Source organism: Streptococcus oralis subsp. oralis (assembly GCF_002096595.1).
Classification (GTDB): Bacteria; Bacillota; Bacilli; order Lactobacillales; family Streptococcaceae; genus Streptococcus; species Streptococcus oralis_D.
On the sequence record NZ_NCUR01000010.1, the window covers coordinates 482,129 to 502,907 of the forward strand.

Consider the following 20,779-nt stretch of genomic DNA (forward strand, 5'->3'; position numbering starts at 1 on the left):
CTGTAAGACCTTCTCAAACATCATTTAATACTCAATAAAAGTCAAAGATCAAACTAAAAAGCTAGGCGAAGGCAGTACCGGAGTACGACAAGCCGACGCTGACGTGGTTTGAAGAGATTTTTGAAGAGTATAAAAATAAAAATAGGCAAAGACCTAGTCCTGCCCATTTCTTATCTACTTGATAATACCGTTAATGCTAAGGCAATGGCTAGCCAGAAAAAGACTAAAATACCTGTCAAACGTTGCATCACAGCTTCAAAACCACGCGCTTTACTACGTTCAAACAAATCACCTGAGCTGGCATCAAATACATTGCTGGATTGGTTTTTAGTTGGTTGCATGAAAATCGCAATCACAATCACAACAGATAATACTAATAAAATGGTTAATAATAGGTTATACATATCAAACTCCTTAAAATCCCTATTATTTTACCATAAATTCTACTTAGATTCAAGATGTAAAGTTACTTTTCTTTCCTTTGGACAATATTTTAACACCTCAATCTTGTCTGGATGAGTTTTGGAGTTCTTACTGGTTAGATAATTCATGCTGCCACAAGAGGAGCACTTGAGATTGATTTTTACTCGCACTAGATTTCCTTTACTTTTAATAATGATCTAAATTGCACTATGTTACATAAACAACTGAAAGCTACACAGGCTGCTGTCGTATAAAAGACAGCATGATAGCCCAAATATCCTGCAACTGCGGATCCCGCCATAGGTCCAATCACTCCACCGAGGTAAAAAAAGACTTGGTTGAAGGCGAAAATCCTTGAAATACCTGATTTTGGAGTCATTTTGCTGAGAAGGGCATTGACACCTGGTATGAGAGCTCCTGTTCCCAAACCAAAGAGAAAACGATATACGCCAAGTTGAAGGGGGCTGGTCGCATGGGCACAAAGAAGGTAAATGATGACGGAATAAATCTGCGCTGCAACTAACAATCGATGATTCCCTACCTTATCGCCAAGTTTTCCTAGAATTCCAGCACTCATCATGCTAGAAAATCCCATGCTGGATACGATCAATCCTGATACAAAGAGGAGATTCTCAGTCTGCCCTAAGTCCCGGACATAGAGAGCTAGAATGGGGCCAATTGATTGAGCTGAAAATTGAATGACGAAGCTCGTCAAAAATAGGTTTACTAAAAGCCTAGGATACTTGAAAGAAGAAAATAATTCTTTCGTTGGGATAGCCTTCTCCTTAGCCACTGGCTGAAAATCTTCCTTGATAAAGAAAATGGTTAGGATTGCAGCTAAAAATAAGAAAGCACCTACCAATAAAAATACATTACGAATGCCAAAAATTTCAGCAATAAAACCTCCAACAAAGGGACCCGTCAGTGTACCTGCAACAACTCCTGTAGATAGTGTTCCCAGAGCCGCTCCAGACTTATCTTTAGGTACCTGACTAGCAATCAAGGCTGTTGCATTGGGGACAAAACCAGTAAATACACCATTTAGCAAGCGCAGAAAGAGTAGCAAATAGATATTCGGCACGAAGGCCAAACCTCCCATAGTGATAGTCATGGCAAGGCCTGCTCGAATCATCATGGGTTTTCGACCGTACTTATCAGCAAGAATACCCCAGATAGGAGAAACTAGAGCTGCTGAAGCAGCTGAAACTGAGATGGCTAATCCAGCATAAAAAGCAACTTGGTCTCCTTCAATTCCTAGCTGTTCTACAAAGATAGGCATGAAAGGAACAACTAAGGAGATACTAGCTCCCGTTAAAAAACTACCAAACCAGGCGACACGAAGATTCTCTTTCCAACTAATCTCTTGCACAGCTGTCGCCTCCTTCAAGTAACTTCACTACTTGACTCACAAGCTGATCACGACTGCCATTGTTATCTAATATATGACTCGCCAATTTTGTCTTTTCTTCTAAAGACCACTGAGCTGCCAGACGGGACTCTGCTACTTCCTTAGAAAGGTGATCCCGTTTCATGAAACGTTCTACCTGAACATCTCGGTCCACATAGACCAACCATGTTTCATCAAACCAGTTGGCGTAGTTCTGTTCAAAAAGCAGGGGAATATCCATGAAAAAAATCGCTTCTGTCTGAGCTAACTGATCTCGCAATGCAGCCAATTCCTCACGAATAATCTCTCCTTGGGTTTGCTTAGACCATTCCCGCTCCTCAGGATTTGAAAAGATGAGACTAGCCAGAAGAGGGCGATTGAGTTCTCCATTTTCAAGGATGATTTCCTGTCCAAAGTGCTGAACTAAGAGCTGATAAAGACGACCCCCAGGTTTTTGTAGATCATGGACGACCGCGTCGGCATCCACCACTTGAAAGCCTTGCTCTCTTAGGAAATTTGTCACAGTTGACTTACCAGAGGCAATTCCTCCTGTGATTCCGATAATTTTTCCCATCAGTCCCTCCTTTGACACTGAGGACAAAAATGAGTTCCTCGTCCACCGAGCTGGAATTTCTCAATGAGGGTGCCACAGCGGGAACATGCTTGTCCAGTCTTATCATAGACCTGATGGAAGTCCTGCATGGTTCCGTCTTTCCCAAAAGCATTGGTATAGGTTCGAATGGTAGAGCCGCCCTTTTCAACTGCCTGTCCCAAAACAGCAATGGTCTGGTCATGGATGGCTGACGCTTCTTCTGCTGTCAAAGTTTGCGAAGGTCTTGCTGGATGGACCTGTGCTCGCCAGAGGACCTCATCCACATAGATATTGCCAAGGCCAGCTACCAAGGTTTGGTCTAGGAGGTGGGATTTGATAGGCTTTTTAGACTTGGATAGGGCAGCTTGAAAGACCTGCAAATCAAAATCCTGCTCTTTTGGCTCAGGCCCTAATTTTTTAGAAACAAAGTAGGCATCCAAAAGGTCGGGTGCCAGCAGTTCCATAGTACCAAACTTGCGTACGTCCTCATAAACAAGCGTTCCTCCATCGTCGAACTCAATGAAAACATGTGCATGCTTGCGTTCAGGAACCTGGTCTGGATAGTAAAAATACTTGCCTTCCATTCGCAGATGCGAAATCAAGACCTTGTCTGTTAGGTAGAAAAGCAAATATTTGCCACGACGTCCCATTGTCTCGATAATCTGACCAGGCACTTCCTTTTGAAACTCGTCCAAATCTGTCTTGATCATCTTAGGATAAGCAATCTCTATACTAGAAATCTTCTTTCCCAAAATTAATTTCTCTAAGCCACGGCGAACGGTTTCAACCTCTGGTAATTCAGGCATAAGTCCTCCTTCTGTAAAAACAAGAAGCAGGCATGAGCCCACCTCTACTTAATATTCTTTCTCATTATAGCCAAAGTCAGCCAAATCTAGCTTTTTATCACGCCAGTTTTTCTTGACCTTGACCCAAGTTTCTAGGAAAACCTTGTCCCCTAGCATGAGTTCGATATCACGACGGGCCATGGTCCCAATTTTCTTGAGCATGGCGCCACCTTTACCGATGATAATACCTTTTTGACTATCACGCTCGACCATGATGGTTGCACGGATATGAACCTTGTCTGTCTCTTCATCCCGCTTCATGGAGTCAACTACCACTGCAACTGAGTGAGGAATCTCTTCACGAGTTAGGTGCAAGACTTTCTCACGAATCATCTCTGAAACCAAGAAACGCTCAGGATGATCTGTGATTTGATCAGATGGGAAATACTGGAACCCTTCCTCCAGATTTTCACTCAAAATATCGATTAGACGAGAAACGTTATTTCCTTGAAGGGCTGAAATAGGAACGATTTCCTTGAAGTCCATCTGGTTACGGAAGTCATCAATTTGAGCCAAAAGCTGGTCTGGATGGACCTTGTCAATCTTATTCACCACCAGAATCACAGGCACTTTGGCAGCTTTCAGACGCTCGATAATCATATCGTCGCCCTTACCACGTGGCTCATCAGCTGGCACCATGAATAGAACAGTATCCACTTCGCGCAGAGTACTGTAGGCAGATTCCACCATGAAATCTCCAAGAGCAGTCTTAGGCTTATGAATCCCTGGCGTGTCGATAAAAACAATTTGTTCCTTATCAGTGGTGTAAATCCCCATTATTTTATTGCGCGTTGTCTGCGCCTTGTCACTCATGATAGCAATCTTTTGCCCCATGACGTGATTCAAAAAGGTTGACTTCCCGACATTGGGACGTCCTAAAATGGCTACAAAGCCTGATTTAAATGTCATAATTTCCTCTTATTGTTTAAAATAGTAAATCCCAAATGCGTGGGAGAAAGATAAGTGCACCAATCACTGCAGCAAGAAGGGAAACCACAAGCACGGCTCCTGCCGCCATGTCCTTGGCTTTCTTTGCCAACATAGAAAAGTGATAGTGACTGGCTAAATCCACCACATTTTCAATAGCAGAGTTAATAATCTCAAAGGCTACTACCAAGAAAATGCTCATTAGGAGAAAGAGCCATTCAATTCGTGACACCTGAAAAACAAAACCTGCAAGGATGACTACTAGAGCCGTCACTGCATGTTTTCGCATATTTCGTTCTTCCTTGAAAGCAGTCAGAATTCCTGTAAGAGCAAATTCTAAACTAGATACAAGGTCACGGTTTTTCCATTTTCGTTTATTGTCTTGTGAGTCCATAGGCTGTCAAAATTTCTTCTTGTAAACCGAACATCTCCGCTTCTTCTTCCGGAGTGTAGTGATCGTAGCCGTTGATATGTAAAAAGCCGTGTACTGCCAAGAAGCCCATTTCACGCTCAAAGCTGTGACCGTATTCCTCAGCCTGCTCATGCGCTTTATCGATAGAGATGAACAGTTCCCCAATATAGGCATCAAACTCAGACATCATCTCTGCTAATTCTGGATTTTCAAGCAAATCTTCTTCATCAAAGGCAATGTCCAACTCTGGTTTATACTCAAGGCTGATAACATCTGTCGGACGATCCGTATCACGGTACTCGAGATTGAGTTCGTGGCTACGCTCGTTAGTCACAAAGGTCACTGCCATCTCCTTGTCTTCTTTTCCTATTTTTTGGGCTGCAAATTCCAAAATTTCTTGGGTTTGGTGCAAGATTTCTTGTGAAACTTGACCAGTTTCATCTACCATTTCAATATACATGTACTTCTCGATTCTCTTTACTTGGCTTTATTATACCATATTTCCATGATTTTATTCTACCTTTTTGATATAATACTATGGAATACAATCACAAGGAGAGAACGATGTCATTTGACGGATTTTTTTTACACCACATGGTTGAGGAATTGCGAAGCGAGTTGCTCAATGGTCGCATTCAGAAGATCAATCAACCTTTTGAACAAGAATTGGTCTTGCAAATCCGCAGCAATCGCCAAAGCCATCGCTTGCTCCTCTCTGCTCATCCCGTTTTTGGTCGCATCCAGCTGACCCAAACGACCTTTGAAAATCCAGCCCAACCTTCTACTTTTATCATGGTTTTGAGAAAGTATTTACAAGGCGCCGTGATTGAGTCGATTGAGCAGGTGGAAAATGACCGTATTGTGGAAATTACAGTTTCCAATAAAAACGAGATTGGAGACCATATTCAGGCTACCTTGATTATCGAGATTATGGGCAAACACAGTAATATTCTCCTCGTGGATAAAAGTAGCCATAAAATCCTCGAAGTCATCAAACACGTTGGTTTTTCACAAAACAGCTACCGCACCTTGCTCCCAGGGTCAAGCTATATCGCTCCACCAAGTACTGAGTCTCTCAATCCTTTTACTGTCAAGGATGAAAAACTCTTTGAAATTCTGCAAACCCAAGAACTAACAGCAAAAAATCTTCAAAGCCTCTTTCAAGGGCTAGGTCGTGATACGGCATATGAATTGGAAAACATACTGGGTAGTGAAAAACTTTCCACTTTCCGAAACTTTTTCAATCAAGAAACCAAGCCATGCTTGACTGAGACTTCCTTCAGTCCAGTTCCTTTTGCCAATCGTGTAGGAGAGCCTTTTGCCAGTCTTTCGAATCTCTTAGATACCTACTATAAGGACAAGGCAGAGCGCGATCGCGTCAAGCAGCAGGCCAGCGAACTCATTCGCCGCGTTGAAAATGAACTTCAGAAAAATCGCCACAAACTCAAAAAACAAGAAAAAGAATTACTAGCGACAGACAATGCTGAGGAGTTTCGCCAAAAAGGAGAGTTGCTGACAACCTTCCTCCACCAAGTTCCCAATGACCAAGATCAGGTTGTCTTGGATAATTACTACACCAATCAGCCTATCACCATCACGCTTGATAAGGCCCTGACTCCCAGCCAGAATGCCCAGCGCTACTTTAAACGCTATCAGAAGCTCAAAGAAGCTGTTAAATACCTGACTGAACTGATCGAAGAAACCAAGGAAACCATTCTTTATCTTGAAAGCGTGGAGACCGTTCTCAATCAAGCTGGACTGGAAGAAATCGCTGAAATCCGTGAAGAATTGATCCAAACAGGCTTTATCCGTAGAAGACAGAGAGAGAAAATTCACAAGCGCAAAAAACCAGAACAGTATCTAGCAAGCGATGGCAAGACCATTATTTATGTCGGTCGAAACAACCTGCAAAATGAAGAGCTAACCTTTAAAATGGCTCGCAAGGAAGAACTTTGGTTCCACGCCAAGGACATTCCAGGAAGCCACGTCGTCATCTCAGGAAATCTTAATCCTTCTGACGAAGTTAAGACGGACGCGGCGGAGCTAGCTGCCTACTTCTCCAAAGGGCGCTTGTCAAATCTGGTGCAGGTTGATATGATAGAAGTCAAAAAACTCAACAAACAAACAGGTGGCAAACCCGGTTTTGTTACTTATACTGGACAAAAGACCCTCCGTGTCACACCAGACCCCGAAAAAATCGCATCTATGAAAAAATCCTGATTTCACTTGAAAACAGGATTTTCTATTACAAATTTACTCTGCAATCAAGGTTTCCAAGCCGACCTTCATCATATCAGTGAAGGTGTTTTGGCGTTCTTCTGCAGTGGTGTCTTCATCTGGATGGACCAAGCTATCAGAAATGGTCATGATAGCAAGTGCATCAACGTGGTGTTGGGCAGCAAGATAGTAAAGAGCTGCCGCTTCCATTTCCACAGCCTTAACTCCCCATTTACCAAGCTCGATGTTCTTTTCAAAATAGTTTGAATAAAAGACATCAGATGACAAAACGTTCCCAACGTGGGTTGTCATACCGAGTTCTTTGGCGATATGGTAGGCCTTATCTAGTAAATCAAAGCTAGCGATTTGTGGAAAATCATACTGTGGCCAGTCGTTACGGATGATGTTTGAGTTGGTTGCAGCTGCTTGTGCCAAAACCAATTCACGAACGTGAACATCCTCATTTAACGAACCCGCAGTTCCCACACGGATCAATTTTTTCACACCGTAGTCCACAATCAACTCACGCGCATAGATAGAGATTGATGGCATTCCCATCCCAGTTCCCATGACAGATACACGGTGGCCCTTGTAGGTACCAGTGTAGCCGAACATGTTACGTACTTCGTTAAAACAAACAGCATCTTCAAGGAAGTTCTCCGCAATAAACTTAGCACGAAGAGGATCCCCCGGAAGAAGAATTTTATCAGCAATTTCACCCTGCTGAGCAGCAATATGGATAGACATAATTTATGATACAAAGAGCGAGAAGAAAACGACTGAAAATTAGGAATCTGACGAGAAATCCTGATTTCTCAGTCAGATTATCTATTTTCCGAGTTTCCCGCTCGTGTTCAAATCAGAACACACGCTCAACCTTTCTTTTTTTATTTTTATATTTCATAGCTAGGAAAAATCGTATTCAATCAAGACTCCGATAAACCTACTACATTTTTATTTAAAACAGTTATTGATAAACTGACAATAGTTTTTAATCTTTTAAGATAGATCCTTGATTAGAAGAAACGGGCATTTCCTACCTAATTACTTTATTCTTTGACTTCTGACACAGTATGCTAGCCCAAGGAAAGCGATCTAACACTTTTGCAAAACCATAAGCTAGGAAAGCAGATACTAAGAGATACGGAAGAGAATCTAAACCTAGCCCAGTGAAACCTATAACTAATCCGGTTGCAGAAATGGGCGCCCTCAAGGTCACAGATAAAAAGCAAACAGATCCCAAAAGTAAAACGGTTGGCTGACTGTCCAAACCTAGAATCATGCCCAAGAGAGCAGCTCCAGCCATCCCCAAGGCAAAAGATGGCGTAAGAGTACCACCATAGGCCCCTGCCCAAAGGATAATAAGAACGACCACTGCTTTTAGGAAAAACATGAGAAGCACTGTTTGACCACTGCTATCATTTAAAATTTCCTGAGCCATCATGCGTCCATTGCCAAGTAGATGTGGAAAGGAACTTGCCAGACCAACAAGAAAAAGAAAAGCTGAGGGCAATGTGAGAAGTATTCGTTTATCTTTTATCCTGTTTGAAGACACTTTTTTACTTAAACGACCAAAAAGCCAAGCTAGGGGGGTTAAGAAAAGAAGTAATAAAGGAACAATCCACACTTCCTTTAATGACCATGCAATAGCTGGAATCTGGTAGAGAGCATGATCTGAAATAACCAATCCTGCTGTATAGGTTGACACATAGGTAGTCAAACCGACAAAGACAAATCGCTTGATAGATAAAGTAATTCCTAGAGTCTCAAAAACGAAGAAAACACTTGTTAATGGAACCTGATAAACAGCCGCTAAACCAGCACCAGCACCACAAGCAAGGAGAAAGATGCGATCCTTCATAGACAGTATACATATTTTTCCAATTGGCCCTGCAAATAGAGTTCCAATCTCTCGTGGCGCAGCTTCTTTTCCAATAGGCGCTCCCCCTCCAACTGCAATAATCTGCCAAATTGAATGAAATAGCTGTCTTAAAAAATGAAGCTTGTATTGTGAAGTCTCATTCTTCATCTGAGCTTTGATGGAATAAATCTTCGACCCTTTTTGCAAGAAGTACCAGACTAAGGACGAGCTAAGACCCACGATTATTAAACTTAGTCCTATCCGTGAGGAGGAAACTCCATCTGTCAAAAATCCACTATGATGCTCTGACTGACCAAAAGCTAGCTCCTCCACCATCTCTATAAGATAATGGAGAAATATACCAGATAAACCCGAAACTATTCCTTGCAGAATTACTGCTATGAATAATCTAAAATTATAAGGGATTTTTCGAAAAATACTCCTCAATTCTATTAACATGATTACAATTCAGCAAGAATCGCTTTAAGCAAGCCTTTGAAGTCGCCTTTAACACGTTCAGTTACTTCTACAACTTCTTCGTGGTTGAGTTCTTCTTGGAAACCTGCAGCATGGTTAGTAATACATGAAATACCGAGAACTTTCAAGCCAGAGTGGGCTGCCACAATCACTTCAGGAACTGTAGACATACCAACTGCATCTGCTCCCAATGTCTTATAGGCACGAATTTCTGCTGGGGTTTCATATGTCGGACCTGTTACACCAATATAGACACCTTCATCAAGCTTGATAGCAAGTTTTTTAGCCACTTCATGGGCAGTAGCACGGTATTCTGGTGTGTAGGCTTTAGACATATCTGGGAAACGTGGACCAAAATCATCCAAGTTTTCACCCATCAATGGGTTTTGCCCCGTCATATTGATATGGTCTGAGATAGCCATCAAGGTACCAGGACCAAATCCAATACCTCCAGCTGCATTAGTTACAATGACACCTTCACATCCGAGAACTTTCATCACACGTACTGGGAAAGTCACGACTTCAAGAGGATTTCCCTCGTAGAAATGGAAACGACCTTGAAGAGCCAAGACTTTTCGACCTGCAAGGTCACCATATACCAATTTACCAGCGTGACCGACTACTGTCGAACGGCCCCAGTTTGGAATATCTGCATAGTCTACTACAACAGGATTTTCGATTTCCTCTGCCAATTCTCCAAGTCCTGATCCAAGGATTAAACCGAATTCAGGCGCTAGGATACCCTTTTCTTTCAGGAAAGCAGCTGTTTCCTTGATCTTATCTAAAAATGTCATTGTGTCTCTCCTTTATTATTTTTTAGCATTTGACCGATTTTGTCAAAGGTTTTGGCATTGCGAATGGTGATGTTGCGATAAAAAGGCATCTTGAGCAAGTACTTATGATAGGCAGTTGCATAGTAGGATTCTTCAGAAAGTTTCCCCCAGAAAATCCCAAGTTTTCCAAAATGAACGACTTCATCTTCCAGTTCCAAACTGTTCACTTTCTCGATCACTTGAGCCACATCCAAGCCCTCCGTGTAGAAGAGCACATCTTTTCGAGCCAGGTCTTTGGTCCACCATTCAGGCAGATTTTCAAGTTCCTCTTCAAAGTCCTCAAGACTCAGCAAGGAAAAGCTCTGAATAAATGGATAATGGATTTCAAAGAAAGCCTCTAACTTTTCAACCAATCGGGCTTTGGGGTCTGTCGAAGTAAAGAAAATATTGCCACTGTTGATGTAGGTCTCAACCTTTTCCAGTCCCAACTCTGTCAGTTCTTCACGAAGTTGCGCCATGACAACTTTATTTTTCCCACCTACATTAATGCCCCGAACAAGTAAAGCATATCGCGTCATCTTACACCAATTTATCTAAGAAACTTTCCCCAATCATGGCAGTTTCAACACCAAAGTTATCCGCAACTGTCGCTGAGATATCTGCAAAATGTCCAACCGGAATGACACCATTTCCTTTAAAGGCAGGGCTATAAGCCAACAATGGGATATATTCACGAGTGTGGTCTGTTCCTGCATAGGTTGGGTCATTTCCATGGTCCGCAGTAATCAAAAGAAGGTCATTCTCTCTCATGGCAGCGATAATTTCAGGCAAACGTTCATCGAACTCATGCAAGCAATCACGGTAACCATGAGCATTGCGGCGGTGGCCGTAAAGGGCATCAAAGTCAACTAAGTTTGTGAAGGAGAACCCTTTTTCAAATTCAGGAAGTCCCATGGTCTTCAATAATGTATCAATTCCGTGGCTGTTTGACTTGTTGTGGCCCATGTCATGATTGATACCAGCGCCGTTAAAGATATCGTTGATTTTACCAACAGCGTAAGTATCGATACCAGCTTCGTTCAATTTATCCAAAACAGTTGGTGCAAATGGAGATACGGCCAAGTCACGACGATTTGCTGTACGAGTAAAATTACCTGGCTCACCTACATAAGGACGGGCAATGATACGACCTAGAAGAGCAGGGCGCTCAAGGGTAATCGAACGAGCATATTCACAAATACGATACAATTCATCTAAAGGAATGATATCTTCGTGGGCAGCAATCTGCAAAACAGGGTCAGCTGAAGTATAGATAATCAACTCCCCAGTTTCCATCTGACGTGGTCCAAAATCGTCGATAACAGCTGTTCCTGAGTAAGGTTTGTTGGCTTCACGAATGACCTTACGTCCTGAAAATTCTTCGATCTTTGTCAAGATTTCTTCTGGGAATCCGTTCCAGAAAGTATCGAAAGGCTCTGTAATATTGAGTCCCATGATTTCCCAGTGTCCAGTCATGGTATCCTTACCAAGAGATACTTCTTCCAATTTTGTCACATATCCTGTTGGATTGCTTTCTGCTGGCACAGTCTTCAAGGGAGTTTCACGAGGAATATTTCCTAGACCGATTTTAGCCATGTTTGGCACATTCAAACCAACCGCTTTTGAGATATGTCCCAGTGTGTCGGAAGCTCCATCTGGAACTCCTGCATTGACAAAGTTATTGGCATCTGGTGCAGCACCGATTCCCACAGAATCCAGTACCACCAAGTGAATTCGATTAAATTTTGACATAGTCTGTCTCCTTATTATGTTGATTAGTTTGTTTTTGTTGAAGTTAAAATCTGAACTCCGTCTCGTCCAGCAACGATGACCTTATCAACCATTTGGTTGAATAAACCGTGCTCTACGACACCAACGACATGGTCCAATTCTTGCCCGAAGGCAATTGGATCCTCAATGACACCCAAGGCTAGGTCAATGATAAAGTTCTGCATATCGGTCACAAAACGTTGGCCGTCTTTTTTACGGAAACTTGGCTTGTAGCCAGCTCGCTCAAACCGACGAAAGACCTGTTCTGCGCCATACTGAACCACTTCTACTGGCAATTTAAAAGCACCTAGTTTCTCTACCAGTTTGCTTTCATCCACCACCCAAATGTATTCTTTCGAGGGCGTTGCGACAACCTTCTCCATCAGAAGGGCACCACCACCACCTTTGATTCCGTTGAACTGGCTATCTACTTCATCCGCCCCGTCAACCGTCACATCGACAAAGTCTACTTGATCAATCGACTTGAGCGGGATGTTAAGACCTTCAGCCTGTTTACTGGTCACACTGGAAGTCGTTACAGCAGTAATCTGCAAACCTTCTTCCTTAATCCGACGACCGATTTCTTCTACGAAATAGTAGGCAGTAGAGCCCGTTCCAAGGCCGACTACCATGCCATCCTTGACAAACTCAGCAGCCTTGACACCTGCCATTTTCTTCAGATTTTCCACTCAAACACCTCCATTAATGAGCTATTTTTATTATAACATGTATCCGTTTTTATTTCATGGATACACTGGAAAAACCCGAACATTTTTATTTCGGGTTTTTATGTCCTATTTAACCATATCTGGATCGTAATCATAGAATCCTGTGTCCAGGAAACGGTTTTTAGGGTGTAACTTACGCACTTCCTCATCTAACAAGAAGGCTTGGTCATGACTGAAATTCCCCTCTTGAATCAAGCTGCGTGCTTGGACAAAGAGTTTGGCAATTTCTACAAAATTCTGACCGGGTGTGTAGAGCCCCTCTAGCTTCCAGTGGGTAAAACCATGCTCTACCAATTCTGTCAATTTAGTCATCAAATCAAGGTCATTGTTGGCAAAGATATGGGTACCATGATTGTCTTCAAAGATAGAATAATGGCTTTCTGGGTCACTTGGTTCTGCCAAGAAGAGGTCACGCTTACGCGTCTTTTCATCATCGATATGTGTAAAGTTATAGTAGTTTTGTAAGAGCGGACGCTTAGAATGGTGAATGACGCTAGCTCCGTAAACCAACACTTCAGCAGGAATTTCCAAAATCTCGGGCATCTTGAAGAGCTCAGCAGATGGAATTTCACGCGCTAATACAGCCTCAGAGGCGCCTGCCTTTTGTCCCCAGAAGTTAATCTGACGACTGCTAGTCACCATGGTTGAAGCATCATAAATGGTCTTGAAGGAATAGCCATCGCGATTGACTACGTAAAAAACACCTGCATCTCCAACAGTGATATAGTCTGTCTTGATTTCTTCCAAGAAGTCTAGGAAGGGCTTGATACGGTCCATCATATCTTGGTGCATGAGGGCGTTGACTGCAACGATCAATTCCTTGCCTGCTTCATGAACGAGCTTAGCGATGGTGCGTAACTCTTCATAGCTAAAGGTTGTTGGCAGACGAAGACCAAAATCTTTCTCACCGACGTAGATACGGTCTACGCCAGCTTCTAGTAACTGTTCAACTTGTTCAATACTTTCAGCAGTTGCTGTAATGATAATCTTTTCCATAAGAAAAATTATACCACATTTCTCAAAAATCAGCTATGGTTACTGAGAGTTTCACAAAAAGTTAAACTTGTTTCTATCTTTCCCAATCAAAAAAGTGAACGCTAACCTGTACCGTCCACTCTCTTTATTATACTTGTGTTTTTTCAACTAGGTGGCCATCATTCATAACATAAATACGATCAACCTTATCAAGAAGACGAGTATCATGCGTAATCATAACAACTCCTCTACCTTGTTCGTGGGCAATGGCAGCCAACATCTCTGTTACTTGATAGGCACGCTCAGTGTCAAGACTGGCTGTCGGCTCATCTGCAAGCACGATGCTTGGATTGTTATAGAGCGCTCTAGCTATCGCCGCACGTTGACGTTCACCACCCGATAGAGCCTTGGGATAATGATTTTGTACCTTTTCCAAATCCAACAACTTAAAGAGCTCTTTTCGGTCACTTTTACTATTTTTTCCCTTATCCAGTCTGTCAATCAAATCCAGCTGTTCCTTGACTGTTAGAAAAGGAATTAGGTTTGAAGCCTGGAGAATGAAACCAAACTCTCTAAAACGGAGGTCTGTTTTTTCCTTCTCCGTCAAACTGCCTGTTTCCTTCCCTTTGACTAGAATCTTTCCACTCGATGCTTCCTGAAGTTGTCCTAGAGTTGTTAGAAAGGTTGTCTTTCCAGAGCCAGAAGGCCCAACGATAGATACGAACTCTCCCGCATTTAGCTGAAAATTCGTCTCATGCAGGGCTACGACTTTCATCTTTCCTTCCCCATACGTTTTTGTCACTTGAGTCATTTCAATCAATGCTGTCATACTATTCTCCTTATCATTCTGCAATCGCAGTAATCGGGTCCACCTTTAACAAGCGTGGAAGTGAAATGACACCACCTAGAAGGGCCATCAAGCAAATTACCAAACTTAGGACAGAGTAGGCTATCCAACTTGGATAGAAAAAGAAGGTAGCTGGTAAGACTAAAATCGCTCCTCCGATTGCCAGTAAGGCTAAAGCAATCCCCATACCAGACAAAAGGAAGATTTGACAGAACAGAGACCATACAATGGTTTTGATCTGTATTCCCTGAGCTCGCATTATTCCATAAAGGCCTAGTTTTTGGATGGTAATGATATAAACAAAAATACCCACAATCAAGCCTGTGATGACAATCATAGCAAGAATCATTCCTGAAAATACATTCACCTGAGGTGTGTAACCAGGAATTTTCGAAATCATTTTTGGAATGGAAATCTGTTTCAGTCCATCGCCAGCCACTTCTATATCATTTTTCAATACCAAGGCAGAGATGGAACGATTGGCTTTCAAGGTTCCTTGTAAGGTCCAATAAGTCGTCAGACTCGTAAAGACAACAGGCTCAGTGAAAAATTTATTTCCTTGAGTCAAGCCTACGATCTTGTAACTTGAATCGCTTCCATTGAGCTGAATGGCATCGCCTAGCTTCATCCCATAGTTCTCAAAAGACTGATCCACGACAACCTCATCATCTCCTTCAGGATAACGCCCCTCCGTCAAACTTGGAGAGATAAATGCGTCCCAGTCTTGAGCAAAAATGGAAACATTGACCTTTTCACTACCATCGACTAGATTGGTTACAGCGAACATATAGCCCAATGGAGCAGCCTCTTCAGAACTCTTATCCTTGTAGTCCTTTTCAGGAATAAAGGATGCCGTCAAATTATCATTTGCGTAGTCAGATAAAACCACCCCCGTCGCTTGCCAATTATCAATAGCTGCTCGGTTGTTTCGCACAAGGCCAAGAGCTAGACTGGTCATAAAAAAGACCATAAAAGCGATAAGAAAAATGGTCGTTAAGATCAAACTATATCGAAGTTTGTTTCGTAATATTTCTTTGATAGCAAGATACATGCTTATCTCCTTTAACCTTTCCCAGAGGTAGCAAAATGCTACTCAGTCCAATAGACAGCATCTCTGTCTTATCATCCATTCAAAACAACTCCTACCTCTTTTACAAAGAATCACGGTAGCAACTCAACAAATTATCTTAGGAAAAGCACTTGCTTACTATCAATTTATATAAGTTATCCTTTCCTTTCTCAGTATATTTATAAAAGAGAAAGTCAGGTCATCTGTTTTAAGTGTAACATCCATGCTATCACTTTCCCTAGTGGGTGTCAAGAAGAGAGACTTAGAAGTTGATAAGAGACTTTAGTAGTTTTGTAACAATTCTGTAATAATTCTCTGCATAAAAAATGATAAAATAGTTATGTACTGTTAAGGAGAGAATCATGTCCGCAAGAAAACTAGAAGCTTATGAGTTTGAACAAGCTCCCGAATCGAAACAAACTCCGCTTTATCAAGATTATACACCTGAAGCCCCAGTCGGCCCTAACCTAAAAGAGATTTTATTTTTTGTAAATATCGCTTGTTTCTGTATTTTTATGGCACTGTTTAGTTTTATCTTTTTAGCCTTAAAATTAAATACAGCTTTATCATTTATCTCTGCTATGGCAACAAGTTTCGCCCTTTTACAACTTCAACGAAAGATAATGAAACGAAAATTTTCAAAATAAAGGTTGGTACTACTACCAACCTCTTTTCTAGTTATCAAAAAAGACAGTTATATAACTGTCTTTTTTATTTATTCTTACGTTTTGAAGGAGATTGGATGGCAATCTTAACTTCAAAAATCGTTCCTCTAGGTTTGTTATCTTTTACGCTAATCGTTCCTCGTAAGGCATCTACGATCTGCCTGGCCAAAGATAGTCCAAGACCAAAGCCACCTTTCTGACGGGTTCTCGCCTTGTCTACACGGTAAAATCGGTCAAAGATTTTCTTCTTGTCAGTAGCTGAGATTCCAATTCCATTATCCGTTACTGTAAGATAGAGGTGGCGATCTGTAGCATAGACTACAAACTCAATTTTCCCATCTTCTTCGGTATACTTGATGGCATTGTCAAATAAAATGGTCATGAGTTGTTTTAAGAGCAACTGATCGGTCATGAATGGACGATAAATTCGATTTTCATAGTTGAAAACACGATCATTTTCAGAAGCAATCAACTCATAGTTAGCAAAGGTTGTTTTAAAGAATTGTGGAGAAACTTCTGCTATTTCTGGTTTGATTCCATCATCTCGACGTGCAAGGTTGAGAAGATTGGTCGTGAGGAAACGCATGTTGCGAACTTCTTCAAGACTGGAGGCAATACTTTCGCTGGATTCCATGATTGTTGCCTCTGGTTTTCGAAAGAGATTCTCTAAACGATTTTGTAAAACGGCCAAAGGCGTTCTCAGTTCATGACTCGCATTTTCAACAAAGGACTTCTGCTTTTGCATACTTTCCAGCAAGGGTTTGACACTGACACGTGCCAAGTAAACACTGGCAATTAAAGACAGGAGCCAGAAACTAGCCATCACTACAACAATTAAATGCTCGTGGTTTTGGCTGATTTGCTCGAGCTGGCTGGTATTGATTAAAACCGCGGCATACTTGACGTTACTTGAGACAGAAGAAGAGTTGGTTTCCATCAAGACCATTCGATAGGTTTCTTCCTGACCATAGCTGTTGACGACTTGGATTTGGCGAATATGATTCAACTCTTTCTTATCCAGCTTGATTTTGTCCAAGCCTAAAAAACGATTGCCCAGTAAGAGTTGGTTAAAATCCTTGTCAAAAAGCAAAACTTCTGTATTGGAGCTAACATTGGGCTTGATTTCAGCCTTGCTGGCATCCGCTGTTGCTGGTTGAATATCCTTGACTTCCTCAGTTGCCCGATTAAGGGCTAACTGGATAACCGCTTGGGGACTACTACTAAGAGCTTGGAGTTTTTCATCTACAGAAGTGTAGAGACTGGAGTGCATGACCTGAAGGATAATCAAGGTCATCGCAGAGAAGATCAGGGTGAACACTCCAAAGTTTCGAATGAAATAGCTAAAATCATCCGCGTACCATGTTTTTTTTAATTTATTGAACATCTTTTAAAATATACCCGACACTACGCAAGGTTTGAAGATTTTCAGCAAAGGCTGTTCCCTTCAATTTCTTACGAACTTTTGAGACATAGACTTCTACAACTGAAATCGTCGTATCGCTATCAAATCCCCATAGACGGTCAAAAATTTGTGTCTTGGGAAGAATGACATTTTGATTTTGAAGGAAGTAAACCAATAACTCAAACTCTTTTCCGAGTAGTTCCACAGGAGTATCTTCCACCTTCACTTCATTCGTTGAAAGGTTGACGACTACATCCCCATAGGTCAAGGTATTTTCGTTAAACTTGCCTGAACGTTTGAGAAGGGCTTGAATCCGCATTTTGAGTTCTTCTAGGTAGAAAGGTTTGGTGAGGTAGTCATCTGCCCCCAACTCAAAACCATGTCCCTTATCATCCAAACTTTCCTTAGCGGTCATGATAAGGACTGGTGTCGTAATTCCTTTTTCACGCAATTCTTTCAGAACTTGGAAGCCATTTTTTTCAGGCAACATCAGGTCAAGCAAAATCAAGTCATAAACGCCACTTTCTGCTTCGTAGAGACCTTCCTCTCCATCAAAAACCTGCATGACATCTGCAAAATCATCTAAAAAGTCAAATACTGAGTTTGACAGACCCAGGTCATCTTCTACTAATAAGATTTTTATCATCAGAAACTCCTCCTTGTTATGATTATTATACCAAAATTGCCTTAAAAAAAACTCAACTCTCTCTTCTTTTAAGATAGAAAGTTGAGTTTTTTATTTACATTTCGAATGAATTAAGCTTTGCCATATTGAGCTACAACAGTTTCTACTGCTGCTTTCTCACGCTTAATCAAGTCAACACGCGCTGCGATATCCTTGATCCCCATGCGGATGTTACGGCTAAGAGCTAGGTCAGAAAGTTGGGGCTCAAAGAAGGCCTTGTATTCTGCCAAGCGTTGCTCAGTCTTAAATACATGGGCAGGTAGGATAACAAAGCTATCAAAGCTCATATCCCCACCAAGAGCTGCCTTGATCCAATCCCAGTTTTCACGCGCCCATACCCAAACAGTTTCTTGAGTTGTTTGATGATCTAGGAACTGGTAATACCAAGCAGACAAGTCTTGTGGTTTCACAACAAACTTATCCTTCCATGAACGAATCAAGGTTTGGATATTATCAGCATCTGTACTGTAGGCAAGAGCCGCTGACAGCTGACGTTTGAAGACAGCATCTGTCGTATGAGTGTAGAGGTCCAGATAAGTTGCGACCAAGTCCTTGGTCTCATGGTGTTTCATTTCATTAATGAGAACTTGAGCTCGGACGGCTGCAGGAAGTCCTGCAAGATTATCCTTGTGAGCTGCAAAGATTTGACTAGCGACTTGACTAGCTTCTACATCATTAGAGCGAATCATCATGGAAATGGTCAACTGACGAACCAATTCATCTTCATCTGATTCTCCATCTTTGGCTTCAAAGCCAAGACGGTCATAGTTGTGACGAGCCAATTTAGCAACGAGTGTATTAAAGGCGTTCTCAGTTTCTGTTCCTTCATCAATAAAGCGCTCAAGGGCAGCAATCACTTGAGAAACAGCTGAAACAACAAGGTAAGACTCTTCCTTAGCAAGTTTATCAAGGACTGGGAGCAAGTCAGCATAAGAAATGTGCCCTGCTTCAGCAAGCAAACGGCGTTCTTGAACGATTTGCAATTTGCTTGTGTTATCAAGTGTCTCTAGCTCAGCAAGAACAGCCTCTAACAAGTCTCCTTGATAGTCTGTAATGTAATGGGCAGTATTTTCAGTATTGAGGCGAAGTGCTCCTTTATTTTCAGCAAGAAGAGCGGCATAGCCAGGAATTTCGATACTTTCAGTTTCAAGTGTATCTGGTAATCCTTTCCAGTTGCTATTCAGTGGCACCACCCAGAGACGGTTCTTGTCTTCATGCTCACCGATAAAGAATTGTTTTTGTGAAATCTTCAAGACATCATTTTCAACTTTGACAGTGAGAACTGGATAACCAGGTTGTTCCAACCAAGAATCCATGAAGGCCGCAACATCACGACCTGATGCTTGTCCGAGAGCATTCCAAAGGTCACGACCAATGGTGTTGCTGTACTGGTGCTTTTCAAAGTAAGCATGCAAACCTTTAGCAAAATCCGCATCACCGAGCCAACGACGAAGCATGTGCATGAGACGGCTTCCTTTGGCATAGACGATAGCGCCATCAAAGAGGGTATTGATTTCATCTGGGTGTTTGACTTCAACGTGAACAGACTGAACGCCATCAGTCGCATCGCGTTTAAGCGCCGCTGGAACTCCACCTGTTTGGAAGTCTTCAAAAATATTCCAAGTTGGTTCAATGGCATCCACACAGACGTATTCCATCATGTTAGCGAAGCTTTCATTAAGCCAAAGGTCATCCCACCATTTCATAGTAACGAGGTTCCCAAACCATTGGTGAGCAAGCTCGTGGGCGATGACAAGGGCAACTTGTTGACGGCTAGCAAAGGTTGAGTTCTCATCCACAACCAAGTAAACTTCACGGTAGGTTACCAGACCCCAGTTTTCCATGGCACCTGCTGAGAAGTCAGGGAGGGCGATATGAAGAGATTGAGGGATTGGGTACTTAACTCCGTAGTAATCTTCGTAAAACTCGATTGAGCGAACGGCAATGTCCAATGAGAAATCAAGGTTTGATAATGGGTGAGCTTTGGTTGAATAGACACCTACGAGGGTACCATTTTTAGTTTTAGCAGTAACCCCTTGCAAGTCACCAGCTACAAAGGCCAACAAGTAAGATGACATACGAGGTGTTGTCTCAAACTTCCAAATACCTGTTTCCTTGCGGTTATCCACATCAATCTCAGGCATGTTTGACAAGGCCAACTCACCTGCTGCTTGGTCAAAGCGAAGAGCGAGATCAAAGGTTGCTTTGGCTTCTGGCTCATCCACACATGGGAAGGCTTCACGCGCAAAATGGCTTTCAAACTGCGTAGACAAGACTTCCTTCTTGACACCATCCACTGTGTAGTAAGAAGGGTAGATCCCTGTCATGTTGTCTGTGATTTTTCCTGAAAAAGCGATGACTAATTCAACTTGACCGGCCTCAGCCAATTCGATATGAAGGGCTTCATTGTCATGATCAATTGTAAATGGACGCGCTTGACCCGCAACTTCTACAGAAGCGATTTCCAAATCTTTTTGGTGAAGGGAAATACGGTCACTCTTGGCTTGACCAGTGATGGTCACCTTCCCAGAAAAGGTCTTGGTCTCACGACTCAAGTCCAAAAATAAATCATAATGTTCAGGAACAAATTGCGTAATAAAATGTTCAACTGCTTGCATAGTTTTCTCCTATTCTAAGTTTAAGAGTTTTACTCTTATTCAAACAAACTTATTATATCATGTTTTG

The 20,779-nt window shown here is 42.0% G+C and carries 22 protein-coding genes; 2 read left to right on the forward strand and 20 right to left on the reverse strand.

Annotated elements, in window-relative coordinates:
* Positions 1 to 170: 170 nt before the first annotated feature.
* From secG to ybeY, 8 genes are read right to left on the reverse strand one after another with little or no spacing between them, the layout of a single operon-like run.
* A complete protein-coding gene (gene secG / locus B7714_RS06715) occupies positions 171 to 404 on the reverse strand; it encodes a preprotein translocase subunit SecG (protein ID WP_000282517.1) in 234 nt (77 codons plus the stop codon).
* Between the two features lie 39 nt (positions 405 to 443).
* Positions 444 to 593, reverse strand: coding sequence for a 50S ribosomal protein L33 (rpmG, locus tag B7714_RS06720; protein ID WP_007519517.1), 150 nt, complete (start codon positions 591 to 593; stop codon positions 444 to 446).
* The gene (gene pmrA, locus B7714_RS06725; RefSeq protein ID WP_084860036.1) at positions 593 to 1,792 is read right to left on the reverse strand and encodes a multidrug efflux MFS transporter PmrA; all 1,200 of its coding nucleotides are present in this window, start codon (positions 1,790 to 1,792) and stop codon (positions 593 to 595) included. Before pmrA ends, rpmG begins: the two co-directional genes overlap by 1 nt.
* Positions 1,779 to 2,384: a dephospho-CoA kinase gene (gene coaE / locus B7714_RS06730; protein WP_084860037.1), complete on the reverse strand. Its 606-nt coding sequence runs from the start codon at positions 2,382 to 2,384 to the stop codon at positions 1,779 to 1,781. Before coaE ends, pmrA begins: the two co-directional genes overlap by 14 nt.
* The gene (gene mutM, locus B7714_RS06735; protein ID WP_084860038.1) at positions 2,384 to 3,208 is read right to left on the reverse strand and encodes a DNA-formamidopyrimidine glycosylase; all 825 of its coding nucleotides are present in this window, start codon (positions 3,206 to 3,208) and stop codon (positions 2,384 to 2,386) included. Before mutM ends, coaE begins: the two co-directional genes overlap by 1 nt.
* Before the next feature lie 48 nt (positions 3,209 to 3,256).
* Complete coding sequence (gene era, locus B7714_RS06740) at positions 3,257 to 4,156, reverse strand: GTPase Era (protein WP_000143275.1); 900 nt, start codon at positions 4,154 to 4,156, stop codon at positions 3,257 to 3,259.
* 16 nt (positions 4,157 to 4,172) lie between these two features.
* Positions 4,173 to 4,568 (reverse strand): diacylglycerol kinase family protein, encoded by a 396-nt coding sequence (locus B7714_RS06745; protein ID WP_000378183.1) that lies wholly within the window; start codon positions 4,566 to 4,568, stop codon positions 4,173 to 4,175.
* Entirely contained in the window at positions 4,549 to 5,046 is a 498-nt protein-coding gene (gene ybeY, locus B7714_RS06750; RefSeq protein ID WP_000275165.1) for an rRNA maturation RNase YbeY, read from the reverse strand. Before ybeY ends, B7714_RS06745 begins: the two co-directional genes overlap by 20 nt.
* A gap of 104 nt (positions 5,047 to 5,150) precedes the next feature.
* Here ybeY and pavA point away from each other — a divergent pair, with 104 nt between their 5' ends.
* Positions 5,151 to 6,806, forward strand: coding sequence for an Rqc2 family fibronectin-binding protein PavA (gene pavA / locus B7714_RS06755; RefSeq protein WP_084860039.1), 1,656 nt, complete (start codon positions 5,151 to 5,153; stop codon positions 6,804 to 6,806).
* Positions 6,807 to 6,839: 33 nt separating this feature from the next.
* On the opposite strand, the gene deoD is transcribed toward pavA, so the two are convergent.
* From deoD to B7714_RS06805, 9 genes are all read right to left on the reverse strand, one after another.
* Positions 6,840 to 7,550, reverse strand: a complete 711-nt coding sequence (gene deoD / locus B7714_RS06760; RefSeq protein ID WP_084860040.1) for a purine-nucleoside phosphorylase — start codon at positions 7,548 to 7,550, stop codon at positions 6,840 to 6,842.
* 289 nt (positions 7,551 to 7,839) lie between these two features.
* Complete coding sequence (locus B7714_RS06770; protein WP_084860042.1) at positions 7,840 to 9,123, reverse strand: chloride channel protein; 1,284 nt, start codon at positions 9,121 to 9,123, stop codon at positions 7,840 to 7,842.
* Positions 9,124 to 9,125: 2 nt separating this feature from the next.
* Entirely contained in the window at positions 9,126 to 9,935 is an 810-nt protein-coding gene (locus tag B7714_RS06775) for a purine-nucleoside phosphorylase (protein WP_084860043.1), read from the reverse strand.
* The gene (locus B7714_RS06780; RefSeq protein WP_000199118.1) at positions 9,932 to 10,492 is read right to left on the reverse strand and encodes a DUF1697 domain-containing protein; all 561 of its coding nucleotides are present in this window, start codon (positions 10,490 to 10,492) and stop codon (positions 9,932 to 9,934) included. The genes B7714_RS06775 and B7714_RS06780 overlap by 4 nt, the downstream gene beginning before the upstream one ends.
* A gap of 1 nt (position 10,493) precedes the next feature.
* Positions 10,494 to 11,705, reverse strand: a complete 1,212-nt coding sequence (locus tag B7714_RS06785; protein WP_084860044.1) for a phosphopentomutase — start codon at positions 11,703 to 11,705, stop codon at positions 10,494 to 10,496.
* Between the two features lie 23 nt (positions 11,706 to 11,728).
* Positions 11,729 to 12,412, reverse strand: a complete 684-nt coding sequence (rpiA, locus tag B7714_RS06790; RefSeq protein WP_084860045.1) for a ribose-5-phosphate isomerase RpiA — start codon at positions 12,410 to 12,412, stop codon at positions 11,729 to 11,731.
* A gap of 105 nt (positions 12,413 to 12,517) precedes the next feature.
* The gene (locus B7714_RS06795) at positions 12,518 to 13,447 is read right to left on the reverse strand and encodes a peptidase U32 family protein (RefSeq protein ID WP_084860046.1); all 930 of its coding nucleotides are present in this window, start codon (positions 13,445 to 13,447) and stop codon (positions 12,518 to 12,520) included.
* 127 nt (positions 13,448 to 13,574) lie between these two features.
* Positions 13,575 to 14,255, reverse strand: a complete 681-nt coding sequence (locus tag B7714_RS06800) for an ABC transporter ATP-binding protein (protein WP_049518550.1) — start codon at positions 14,253 to 14,255, stop codon at positions 13,575 to 13,577.
* Between the two features lie 13 nt (positions 14,256 to 14,268).
* The gene (locus B7714_RS06805) at positions 14,269 to 15,324 is read right to left on the reverse strand and encodes an ABC transporter permease (RefSeq protein ID WP_084860047.1); all 1,056 of its coding nucleotides are present in this window, start codon (positions 15,322 to 15,324) and stop codon (positions 14,269 to 14,271) included.
* 380 nt (positions 15,325 to 15,704) lie between these two features.
* Between B7714_RS06805 and B7714_RS06810 the strand changes: the two genes are divergently transcribed.
* Complete coding sequence (locus B7714_RS06810) at positions 15,705 to 15,989, forward strand: DUF3270 domain-containing protein (protein ID WP_084860048.1); 285 nt, start codon at positions 15,705 to 15,707, stop codon at positions 15,987 to 15,989.
* Between the two features lie 64 nt (positions 15,990 to 16,053).
* Here the strand turns inward: B7714_RS06810 and B7714_RS06815 are convergent, their stop codons facing one another.
* The 3 genes from B7714_RS06815 to B7714_RS06825 form a co-directional block, all read right to left on the reverse strand.
* Positions 16,054 to 17,391: a sensor histidine kinase gene (locus tag B7714_RS06815; RefSeq protein WP_084860049.1), complete on the reverse strand. Its 1,338-nt coding sequence runs from the start codon at positions 17,389 to 17,391 to the stop codon at positions 16,054 to 16,056.
* On the reverse strand, positions 17,381 to 18,055 hold the full coding sequence (gene ciaR, locus B7714_RS06820; RefSeq protein WP_000590635.1) for a two-component system response regulator CiaR: 675 nt from the start codon (positions 18,053 to 18,055) through the stop codon (positions 17,381 to 17,383). The genes B7714_RS06815 and ciaR overlap by 11 nt, the downstream gene beginning before the upstream one ends.
* Before the next feature lie 110 nt (positions 18,056 to 18,165).
* Positions 18,166 to 20,712, reverse strand: a complete 2,547-nt coding sequence (locus tag B7714_RS06825; RefSeq protein WP_084860050.1) for a M1 family metallopeptidase — start codon at positions 20,710 to 20,712, stop codon at positions 18,166 to 18,168.
* Positions 20,713 to 20,779: the final 67 nt, after the last annotated feature.

Bases quoted from the DNA above. Each gene is read 5' to 3' on its own strand.
- secG (WP_000282517.1), bottom strand. From the start codon at position 404: ATGTATAACCTATTATTAACCATTTTATTAGTATTATCTGTTGTGATT.
- coaE (WP_084860037.1), bottom strand. From the start codon at position 2,384: ATGGGAAAAATTATCGGAATCACAGGAGGAATTGCCTCTGGTAAGTCA.
- mutM (WP_084860038.1), bottom strand. From the start codon at position 3,208: ATGCCTGAATTACCAGAGGTTGAAACCGTTCGCCGTGGCTTAGAGAAA.
- era (WP_000143275.1), bottom strand. From the start codon at position 4,156: ATGACATTTAAATCAGGCTTTGTAGCCATTTTAGGACGTCCCAATGTC.
- B7714_RS06745 (WP_000378183.1), bottom strand. From the start codon at position 4,568: ATGGACTCACAAGACAATAAACGAAAATGGAAAAACCGTGACCTTGTA.
- ybeY (WP_000275165.1), bottom strand. From the start codon at position 5,046: ATGTATATTGAAATGGTAGATGAAACTGGTCAAGTTTCACAAGAAATC.
- pavA (WP_084860039.1), top strand. From the start codon at position 5,151: ATGTCATTTGACGGATTTTTTTTACACCACATGGTTGAGGAATTGCGA.
- deoD (WP_084860040.1), bottom strand. From the start codon at position 7,550: ATGTCTATCCATATTGCTGCTCAGCAGGGTGAAATTGCTGATAAAATT.
- B7714_RS06770 (WP_084860042.1), bottom strand. From the start codon at position 9,123: ATGTTAATAGAATTGAGGAGTATTTTTCGAAAAATCCCTTATAATTTT.
- B7714_RS06775 (WP_084860043.1), bottom strand. From the start codon at position 9,935: ATGACATTTTTAGATAAGATCAAGGAAACAGCTGCTTTCCTGAAAGAA.
- B7714_RS06780 (WP_000199118.1), bottom strand. From the start codon at position 10,492: ATGACGCGATATGCTTTACTTGTTCGGGGCATTAATGTAGGTGGGAAA.
- B7714_RS06785 (WP_084860044.1), bottom strand. From the start codon at position 11,705: ATGTCAAAATTTAATCGAATTCACTTGGTGGTACTGGATTCTGTGGGA.
- B7714_RS06795 (WP_084860046.1), bottom strand. From the start codon at position 13,447: ATGGAAAAGATTATCATTACAGCAACTGCTGAAAGTATTGAACAAGTT.
- B7714_RS06800 (WP_049518550.1), bottom strand. From the start codon at position 14,255: ATGACAGCATTGATTGAAATGACTCAAGTGACAAAAACGTATGGGGAA.
- B7714_RS06805 (WP_084860047.1), bottom strand. From the start codon at position 15,324: ATGTATCTTGCTATCAAAGAAATATTACGAAACAAACTTCGATATAGT.
- B7714_RS06810 (WP_084860048.1), top strand. From the start codon at position 15,705: ATGTCCGCAAGAAAACTAGAAGCTTATGAGTTTGAACAAGCTCCCGAA.
- B7714_RS06815 (WP_084860049.1), bottom strand. From the start codon at position 17,391: ATGTTCAATAAATTAAAAAAAACATGGTACGCGGATGATTTTAGCTAT.
- ciaR (WP_000590635.1), bottom strand. From the start codon at position 18,055: ATGATAAAAATCTTATTAGTAGAAGATGACCTGGGTCTGTCAAACTCA.
- B7714_RS06825 (WP_084860050.1), bottom strand. From the start codon at position 20,712: ATGCAAGCAGTTGAACATTTTATTACGCAATTTGTTCCTGAACATTAT.